Origin of the sequence: Rodentibacter genomosp. 1 (genome assembly GCF_001999285.1) — a bacterium.
In the GTDB taxonomy this organism is placed as follows: domain Bacteria; phylum Pseudomonadota; class Gammaproteobacteria; order Enterobacterales; family Pasteurellaceae; genus Rodentibacter.
In genome coordinates this window covers 23573-33349 of record NZ_MLHN01000012.1, presented here as the reverse complement: position 1 = coordinate 33349, position 9777 = coordinate 23573, and the positions used below count along the sequence as shown (strand labels likewise).

At 40.2% G+C, this 9777-nt stretch carries 6 protein-coding genes and 3 tRNA genes; 5 read left to right on the top strand and 4 right to left on the bottom strand.

Annotated features, from left to right (window positions below; genetic code table 11):
- Positions 1-95: 95 nt before the first annotated feature.
- The 3 genes from BKK54_RS08310 to BKK54_RS08300 form a co-directional block, all read right to left on the bottom strand.
- Positions 96-182 (bottom strand) — tRNA-Leu (locus tag BKK54_RS08310).
- Between the two features lie 23 nt (positions 183-205).
- Positions 206-279, bottom strand: a tRNA-Cys gene (locus BKK54_RS08305).
- Positions 280-285: 6 nt separating this feature from the next.
- Positions 286-361 (bottom strand) — tRNA-Gly (locus BKK54_RS08300).
- 245 nt (positions 362-606) lie between these two features.
- On the opposite strand from BKK54_RS08300, the gene BKK54_RS08295 reads away from it, so the two are divergent.
- The 5 genes from BKK54_RS08295 (at position 607) to putP (ending at position 8535) form a co-directional block, all read left to right on the top strand.
- Positions 607-1719: a methionine biosynthesis PLP-dependent protein gene (locus BKK54_RS08295; protein WP_077542624.1), complete on the top strand. Its 1113-nt coding sequence runs from the start codon at positions 607-609 to the stop codon at positions 1717-1719.
- Positions 1720-1733: 14 nt separating this feature from the next.
- Positions 1734-2729, top strand: coding sequence for a 2-hydroxyacid dehydrogenase (locus BKK54_RS08290; RefSeq protein ID WP_077542623.1), 996 nt, complete (start codon positions 1734-1736; stop codon positions 2727-2729).
- Between the two features lie 118 nt (positions 2730-2847).
- Complete coding sequence (trxA, locus tag BKK54_RS08285) at positions 2848-3171, top strand: thioredoxin TrxA (protein ID WP_077542622.1); 324 nt, start codon at positions 2848-2850, stop codon at positions 3169-3171.
- Between the two features lie 177 nt (positions 3172-3348).
- Positions 3349-6801: a bifunctional proline dehydrogenase/L-glutamate gamma-semialdehyde dehydrogenase PutA gene (gene putA / locus BKK54_RS08280; protein ID WP_077542621.1), complete on the top strand. Its 3453-nt coding sequence runs from the start codon at positions 3349-3351 to the stop codon at positions 6799-6801.
- A 243-nt stretch (positions 6802-7044) separates the two neighbouring features.
- Positions 7045-8535, top strand: coding sequence for a sodium/proline symporter PutP (gene putP, locus BKK54_RS08275; protein ID WP_077542620.1), 1491 nt, complete (start codon positions 7045-7047; stop codon positions 8533-8535).
- 229 nt (positions 8536-8764) lie between these two features.
- Here putP and bioB read toward each other — a convergent pair whose 3' ends face one another.
- The gene (bioB, locus tag BKK54_RS08270; RefSeq protein ID WP_077542619.1) at positions 8765-9775 is read right to left on the bottom strand and encodes a biotin synthase BioB; all 1011 of its coding nucleotides are present in this window, start codon (positions 9773-9775) and stop codon (positions 8765-8767) included.
- Positions 9776-9777 lie beyond the last annotated feature (2 nt).

Sequence of the window (9777 nt, the reverse complement as noted above, 5' to 3'; positions counted from 1 at the left end):
CCAACGGATTAAAAGTCCGCTGCTCTACCGACTGAGCTAACGACCCAAATATAGGATTTTAAAGGAGTCTTTTACAAAATTGAGATTTTGTAAAATGGTGCCCGAAGCCAGACTTGAACTGGCACGCCTCGAAAGGCGAGGGATTTTAAATCCCTTGTGTCTACCGATTCCACCACTCGGGCAAAGACTAACTTACAACGTATTATGGAGGCGTGTCCCGGAGTCGAACCGAGCTACATGGATTTGCAATCCAGTGCATAACCGCTTTGCTAACACGCCGTTAATTGGAGCGGGAAACGAGGCTCGAACTCGCGACCCCGACCTTGGCAAGGTCGTGCTCTACCAACTGAGCTATTCCCGCATTCGCTGTTAGTGGTGCGCATTTTACGTAAATTTAAAAATCTGTCAATTACAGATTCAAAAAAAAAACTCAACCGTTTAAAAAAAATTCACTTCGCTTAAATTATTGACAATAAATGACGAAAAAGTGAATTCATCCACTATTTTTTAATTTCTCCTTTTATCACTTTAGGCTTTGTGCCAAAATGCTTTCGTTCTTTTTTAATAAAAAGTGCGGTCACTTTTAAAACTATTTTCGAGGATATTATGACAACACAACAATACTCAATTGATACTCTACTCGCCCAAGCAGGAAATCGTAGCGATGAACGTACTGGCGCGGTCTCTACGCCTATTTTTCTTTCCACAGCATATGGGCATCACGGCATTGGTGAAAGTACAGGCTTTGATTATACCCGTACAAAAAACCCAACTCGTACTATTCTTGAACAGACCATTGCCCAACTAGAAAATGGTGATCAGGGTTTTGCATTTTCATCCGGTATGGCGGCCATTCTAGTATTAATGAGCCTTTTCACTACACCCGATGAATGGATTGTTTCCAGTGATGTTTATGGTGGAACTTATCGCCTTTTGGATTTTTCTTATAAGAATAATAACAGTGTCAAACCAATTTATGTTAATACTGCTTCAGTCAAAGAGATCGAAACGGCTATTACACCAAACACAAAAGCAATTTTCATTGAAACCCCTTCCAATCCATTAATGGAAGAATGCGATGTTGCGGAAATCGCAAAACTTGCGAAAAAACATCAATTAATGTTGATTGTAGATAACACGTTTTTAACGCCTGTCCTTTCACGCCCATTAGATTTAGGCGCAGACATTGTCATTCACAGTGGTACTAAATATATTGCAGGACATAACGATGCCTTAGTAGGGTTGATCGTAGCAAAGGGCCAAACACTCTGTGAGCGAATTGCCTATATTCAAAATGGTGCAGGTGCGGTGCTTTCTCCATTTGATTCATGGCTGACTATTCGAGGAATGAAAACCCTCTCTTTGAGAATGAAACGCCATCAAGAAAATGCTCAAGCCATCGCTAAATTTTTAAGCGCCCAACCTCAGGTCGATTCTGTTCTTTATCCAAACAAAGGTGGAATGCTTTCTTTCCGTTTAAAAGATGAAAGCTGGATTAATACTTTCTTGAAATCTATCAAACTTATTACCTTTGCAGAAAGCCTTGGCGGAACAGAAAGTTTTATCACTTATCCCGCCACTCAAACCCATATGGATATTCCGGAAGCTGAACGTATCGCCCGTGGCATTACGAATACTTTGCTTCGTTTTTCCGTAGGGATTGAAGATGTTGAAGATATAAAAGCAGACTTGCTTCAAGCCTTTGCAAATTTAAAATAAATCTCGGAGATAATATGAAAATTGCTGTTTACAGTACAAAAAATTATGACCGTAAATACTTTGAATTAATTAATGCAAAATACGGTTTTGATCTTGAATTTTTTGATTTTATGTTGAATGAAAGTACTGCGCGCTTAGCTGAACATTGTGAAGCTGTTTGTATTTTCGTGAATGATGACGGTAGTCGAAAAGTATTGGAAAAATTAGCCGCACTTGGTGTCAAAGTCGTCGCGTTACGCTGTGCGGGTTTCAACAATGTCGATTTAAAAGCCGCGCAATCCCTTGGTATCCAAGTTGTTCGTGTCCCGGCTTATTCCCCAGAAGCTGTCGCTGAGCATACAGTTGGACTGATGATGACACTTAACCGCCGTATTCATCGAGCCTATCAACGTACTCGTGAAGCAAACTTTTCTCTAGAAGGACTTATCGGATTTAATATGTATGGACGCACTGTTGGCGTTATCGGTAGCGGAAAAATCGGTATTGCTGTCATGCGTATTTTAAAAGGATTTGGTATGAATATTCTTGCCTATGATCCTTTTAAAAATCCTATAGCGGAAGAACTGGGTGCAAAATATGTCGAACTTGATGAGCTGTATGCAAAATCTCATGTCATCACGCTACATTGCCCTGCTACACCGGAAAACTATCACTTACTTAACCGTGAAACTTTCGCGAAAATGAAAGATGGGGTCATGATCATCAATACAAGCCGTGGTTCTCTTATTGATACACCTGCTGCAATTGATGCCCTCAAACAACGTAAAATTGGCGCATTAGGCATGGATGTTTATGAAAACGAACGTGATTTGTTCTTTGAAGATAAATCTAACGAGGTTATTCAAGATGACGTATTTCGCCGCCTTTCTTCATGTCATAATGTGTTGCTTACAGGCCACCAAGCATTCTTAACTGAAGAAGCCTTAACCAACATAGCAGATGTCACATTCGCTAATATGTATAAGCTAAAATCTGGAAAACCTTGTGAAAATCTTGTTTTTCCCTCTTAGTTTTCAATAATCAAATTAATAAGTGTATTTTTGAATAAGTCGTGATATTCTGACCGCACTTGTAACCTAGAAAAATACCCTTATATAGAGGGATGATTCACAAACAAAGGAAATAAAAATGAGCCAAGTATTACACACAACAGATGCAACATTTGAAGCAGACGTATTACGTTCTGACCTACCAGTCTTAGTTGATTTTTGGGCCCCTTGGTGTGGTCCTTGCAAAATGATTGCCCCAGTATTGGACGAGCTTGCCCCAGAATTTTCCGGCAAAGCGAAAATCGTAAAAATCAATGTTGATGAAAATCAACTTGTTGCCGGTCAATTCGGTGTACGCAGTATTCCAACTTTACTTTTAGTGAAAAACGGTGAAGTGGTTGCAACACAAGTGGGGGCATTACCAAAAAGTCAGTTAGCCAACTTCATCAACCAACATCTTTAATCCTACTTAAATCCTCTTATTCCTCCTGAATAAGAGGATTTTTTCAACACGATGGCAAATCCCTATTTTTTTCTGTGACATTACTCACAAATCTAAAAAACTTTTGTTTACATTTTATTTAAATAAATTAAATTTCATTAATAATCTTGTAACAAAATAGAAACAAGGGATGAGCAAATGTCTATTTCACTTTCAAAAACTTATTGCCCAACACGCAGAGCAATTACCGAAAATACGCTTCTTGATGAAAAAACTGCCGTTGACCGATTAATGGCAACGCTTGATTTTACTGAAGAACAAGAAAAACGCATTACCGACAATGCGACAAAACTCATCAATAAACTCCGTCATATCAAACAAAAACAATATGGTGCAGATGCTTTGATGGAAGAATTTTCTTTAAGCTCTGAAGAAGGTGTTGCGTTGATGTGTTTAGCCGAAGCTTTATTGAGAATTCCTGATGCAAAAACTCGTGATGAACTCATCTACGAAAAATTACAAGACGGCAACTGGCAAGCTCATTTGGGGAATGCTAAATCTTTTTTCATCAATGCGGCTAGCTATGGTCTGCTCTTCGGTAAAAAAATTAGTGAAAATCTCACTGAAGCACAACTCTCTCATAGCTTAAACAATTTATTCTCCCGCTTTGCAGCACCGGTCATACGACAAGTTATGGTGAAATCAATGCGAGTGATGGGTAAGCAATTCGTTGCAGGTATAAATATGCAAGAGGCCCTCAAACACATGCAACCTCGCTATAACAAAGGTTTCACTTTCTCATTTGATATGCTCGGTGAGGCGGCAATGACAGCCACCGATGCCAATCGCTACTTCAACGACTACCTTCACGCTATTGAAGAAGTAGGCAAAAATGCTGTGGGTCGTACGATCTATGATGGAAACAGTGTCTCAGTAAAACTTTCTGCTATTCACCCTAAATATAATCGTGCCAAATATGACCGTACGATGAATGAGCTTTACCCACGAGTAAAACAACTTTTTTTACTTGCACAAAAACATAATATTAGTGTGAATATTGATGCAGAAGAAGCCAACCGCCTAGAACTATCTTTAGATTTGGTCGAAAAATTACTTGATGAGCCAGAACTCAAAGGCTACAAGGGGATCGGTTTTGTTGTTCAAGCCTACTCCAAACGTTGTCCTTATGTATTGGATTATTTAATTGATCTTGCACGTGAAAAACAGGGTTATTTAATGATCCGCTTGGTTAAAGGTGCCTATTGGGATAGTGAAATCAAATGGGCTCAAACCGATGGTTTAACCGATTTTCCACTTTATACCCGCAAGAATCACACGGATATTGCCTATGTTGCCTGTGCAAAAAAATTATTGGCTGCACAAGATGTTATCTATCCACAATTTGCTACGCATAATGTGCTCACGATGTGTACGATTTATGAAATGGGGCAGGGCAAGCAATTTGAATTCCAATGCTTACATGGCATGGGAGAAAGTCTTTACGATAATATCGTTGGCAAAGAAAATTTTGACCGCCAAGTTCGCGTCTATGCTCCTGTTGGAACTCACGAAACTTTATTGGCTTACCTCGTTCGTCGTCTGCTTGAAAATGGTGCGAACTCTTCTTTTGTTCACCAATTAGTAGATGAAAATATCCCCGTCTCTGAACTGGTTAACCTACCTTGGAAACGTTATTCACAATCAAATGGCGAACCTAACCAATTAATACGCAAGCCACCTGAGCTCTTTCGCAATCGCCGTAATTCCTCAGGCTTTGATTTAACGAATGAATTAGTATTAGAAAAGCTTGAACGTTCATTGAATGAAGCACAAATTGAAAATGCGACCTCAATCACAGCAGTACCACATCTAACCCAACAAGATGTTCATATTGTGAAAAATCCTGCTAAATTAAGTGAGACCGTGGCAGAAGTTCAATTCTTAAAAATTGAGCAAGCACAGGAAGTATTCAATGCCTCAACCAATCAACACTGGCATAGCCAAAGTGCGGTCAAAAAAGCAGAGGTTTTACGCTACGCTGCCGATCTTTATGAGGAAAACCATGGTTTGTTAATGAAGCTGGCAATACTCGAAGCTGGAAAAACCTTGCCAAATGCCATTGCAGAACTCCGTGAAGCCGTTGATTTTCTCCGCTATTATGCAAACCAACTTGAATACTTAGCCAATCATAACCAACTTGGAGAAGCTCGTGGTAAGATACTTTGTATTTCACCTTGGAATTTTCCATTAGCCATTTTCACGGGACAAATTGCCGCTTCACTTGCTGCCGGGAATGCGGTTATTGCAAAACCTGCCGAACAAACTTCCCTTATCTCTTATGCCGCAATCAAACTACTCCATCAAGCTGGAGTACCGGTAGAAGCTTTACAACTTGTATTAGGTGCAAGTGATCTTGGTGCAGCCCTTGTACAACAGCCTTTTGATGGGGTGGTATTTACAGGCTCAACGGAGGTGGCAAAACTCATTGAAAAACGTTTAGCCCTCGCTGATAACGATCCAATTTTAATTGCCGAGACTGGCGGACAAAATGTATTAGTGGTGGATACCTCCGCCCTGCCGGAACAAGTCGCAGCAGACGTATTAAATTCAGCCTTTGATTCTGCCGGTCAGCGTTGCTCTGCTCTTCGTATTTTACTCTTACAAGAAGAAATTGCGGATCAATACTACCAAATGATTTCTAAAGCAATGGGAGAGTTAAGCATAGGCGATCCTCGTTTACTGGAAACCGATATTGGCCCGGTCATTAATGAAGACGCAAAACAAAACTTACTCAATCACCAAGCCAATATGCGTAAAATTGCACGAGACTACACGGAATTATCCACTCCGGACAACGGTCATTTCGTTGCCCCATCCGTTTATATGTTGGATAATCTTGAACAAATACAACGAGAAGTATTCGGGCCAATTCTTCATATTGTTCGTTATCGTAAAGATGACTTGGTAAATATATTAAATAGCGTAAATGCAAAAGGCTATGCACTTACCGGTGGTTGTCATACTCGTATTCGTAAACAAATGAACTTAGTGGAAAAACACCTTAACTGTGGTAACTTCTACATTAACCGTAACATTGTCGGTGCAGTAGTTGGTGTACAACCATTTGGTGGACATGGTTTATCCGGTACCGGACCAAAAGCAGGGGGAGAATTTTATCTCCAACACTTAACTCGTACGCCACGTTACTATAGCCAATTCGGTGATGAACATAGTCTTGCACAAACCAACCCTGTGTTAGAAAGCATAACCGGAGAACACAACAGTCTTTCCTATCTACCTTGTGAGATTGCTATTCTCAATGGTGATTTAGCGGTTTCTCAAGCTGCAGCAGACAAATTACTAACAGCAGGTTTTACTGTGTTGGTTGAACCAAACCATCCACTAGCAGGGGTAAACAAAGCAGGGATTCGCGTTGATACGAAACTTGGTCATTGCCAAAAAGGCATCTATTTGACCGAACTTGAGACTGAACGCCGTCTGTGGTTAGCAGAAAATAGTCAATCAATCTTCAAATGTGTCGATTGGCGTACAGAACAAGATATATTGATGTTATACAATGAGTTTTCTCGTAGTTATAATACCACTGCTGCGGGTGGAAACACCTCATTGATGGCATCGGAAGAGCATTAAAAAGTGTTGTAATGATAGAATTTCACAAGTTAGTCTGCATAATTCAACACGATATGGAAAAGTAAAAATATCCGTGAACTTAGCAGTTTTCATTCATAATAAAAGATAGGAGGAAAATATTGTTCCTGCACGCAATTTATTGATTTTTCAAACGTGCATAAATTTTTTAACTTAAGCCGACATAATCTCCCTGATTAGGGGAGAAAAAGTGGAAAGCTAAAATATTATAATAGGAGTAAAATTATGCAAATTTACATCACATTTGGCTTATATCTGATTATCATTTTGGGTATCGGTTTATATGCTTACCGTTCTACCCAAAACTTTGACGACTACATTCTTGGTGGGCGTAAAATGGGAAGCTTTGTAACCGCGATGTCTGCCGGTGCTTCCGATATGTCAGGTTGGCTTTTAATGGGCTTACCTGGCGCGATCTTCCTTTCCGGCTTATCAGAGGCTTGGATTGCGGTCGGACTCACAATCGGCGCATTTCTGAACTATAAGATTGTTGCCGGTCGCCTACGTGTTTTCACAGAAAAATACAGTAATGCACTCACCTTACCGGAATTTTTCGCCCAACGTTTTCCTCGTCAGAAAAAAGCGTTAAAGATCATCTCTTCCTCAATTATTTTATTCTTTTTCACCATTTACTGTGCCTCCGGTGTTGTAGCGGGTGCAAAACTATTCCAAAGTTTATTAGGTTTGGATTATTCCACCGCTCTTTGGCTTGGTGCACTGGCAACTATTGCCTATACCTTCATTGGTGGATACTTGGCTGTCTCTTGGAGCGATACAATTCAGGCTTCTTTAATGATTTTTGCATTAATTCTCGCACCTGTTATGGTATTGGTTAATATTAGCTGGGAAGAGATCAATATGGCATTAGCTGTAAAGTCTTCGGCAACCAACATTCCATATAGCAACTGGTTACATAATGTTTCAGGCATCGGGGTGATTTCTGCACTTGCATGGGGATTGGGCTACTTTGGACAACCACATATCTTGGCACGTTTCATGGCGGCAGATTCTGTTCATGCACTCAATAAAGCCAGAACCATTGGCATTACTTGGATGCTACTTTGTCTAGGTGGTGCGGTATCAGTTGGTTACTTTGGTTTAGCCTATTTTACCCACGAAAATATTCCTCTTGAAAATGCCGAAGCTGTCTTCATTGAACTTTCAAAAGTCATGTTCAATCCGTGGATTGTCGGTATTGTATTATCGGCTATTTTAGCGGCAGTGATGAGTACACTTTCAGCCCAATTATTAATGTGTTCTGCCGCCATCACCGAAGATTTCTACAAAGGTTTCTTCCGTCAAAATGCGTCAAGCAAAGAGTTAGTATGGATCGGACGATTAATGGTATTAGTCATTTCCGTTGTTGCCATTGTGATCGCACAAGATCCAAATTCCAAAGTCATGGGCTTGGTTTCTTATGCATGGGCAGGTTTTGGTGCCGCATTTGGACCGGTTGTCATCCTCTCGCTCTTTAACCGAAACATTAGCTCGAAAGCCGCCTTATGGGGTATGCTATCCGGTGCAATAACTGTCGTAATATGGAGTCCACTAATGAAATTCTTAGGTTGGGAAGATTTATCCAAACTTTATGAAATTATTCCCGGTTTCTTAGTTTGCTCATTTATTACACTTACCTCCTCAATTTTTGCCCCAGTCCATCCTCTTGTTGCAGAACAATTTGATGAGGCATTAGCAGAATTTGAATCCAGAAAATAACTAAAAATAGGTATTATTTGGCAAGTGCACAAAGTAGAATTTCAACAACGGTGGGGATACACTGTGTGCCTGTTATAAAATCAAATCACTTCAATATGTTAAATTCGGACACACGCAGTGTGTCCCTACAAACTAACCCAGAAACAGATTTGTTCAACTGCGCCATAATACCGCTAAAAATCTAAAGTGCGGTTAAAATTAACCGCACTTTTTATATCTCTATATCCTATCATTCAAGAATTTTTCGATTTTCTTCTGTTTCGGGTTCAAGATCGAGTTTTGCCATAAGTAATCGATCACCGTCTTCTTCAGGATTACCTGTAACGAGTAGTTTATCACCATAGAAAATAGAATTAGCACCAGCCATAAAACACATCGCCTGCATTTCTTCCGTCATCCCTTGGCGTCCAGCCGATAAGCGTATATAGCTTTTTGGCATCGTAATTCGTGCAACAGCAATCGTACGCACAAATTCTGTCCAATCCAGCTCAACAGCATTTTCAAGCGGTGTCCCTTCTACTTTCACTAATTGATTTATTGGCACAGATTCAGGCTGGGGATCTAAATTAGCAAGGCTAGCGATCAAACCTGCACGCTCTTTGCGTGTTTCATTCATCCCTACAATCCCACCACAACATACTTTTAAACCCGCCTTTCGCACTTTCCCTAAAGTACTTAGACGATCACCAAAATGACGTGTTCCGATAACTTTTTCATAATGTTCCGGTGCTGTATCAAGGTTATGATTATAATAATCTAGCCCCGCCTCTTTTAGTTCTTCCGCCATTCCTTCTTGCAGCAATCCAAAGGTACCACAGGTTTCTAACCCAAGAGCTTTTACGGCTTTAATAATAGCTGTCACTTTTTCAATATCCTTAGGTTTCGGGCCTCGCCATGCTGCGCCCATACAAAACCTAGCAGCACCACGGGATTTCGCAATCTTAGCTTTAGCCACAATCTCATCAATCTCCAATAATTGTTGATTTTGAACACCCGCCTGATAGCGAGATGATTGTGGGCAATAATGACAATCTTCCGGACAACCTCCGGTTTTAATCGACATTAAAGTCGAAAGTTGAATAGCTTGTGGATTAAAATGCTCACGATGAACTTGAGCAGCACGATACATTAATTCTAAAAATGGGATCTCAAACAAAGCCTCGACTTTGCAAACCGACCAATATTCAATGGAAGGATGTGGTGTTATGCTATTTAATTGAATAGATTGTACGCTTGTCATTC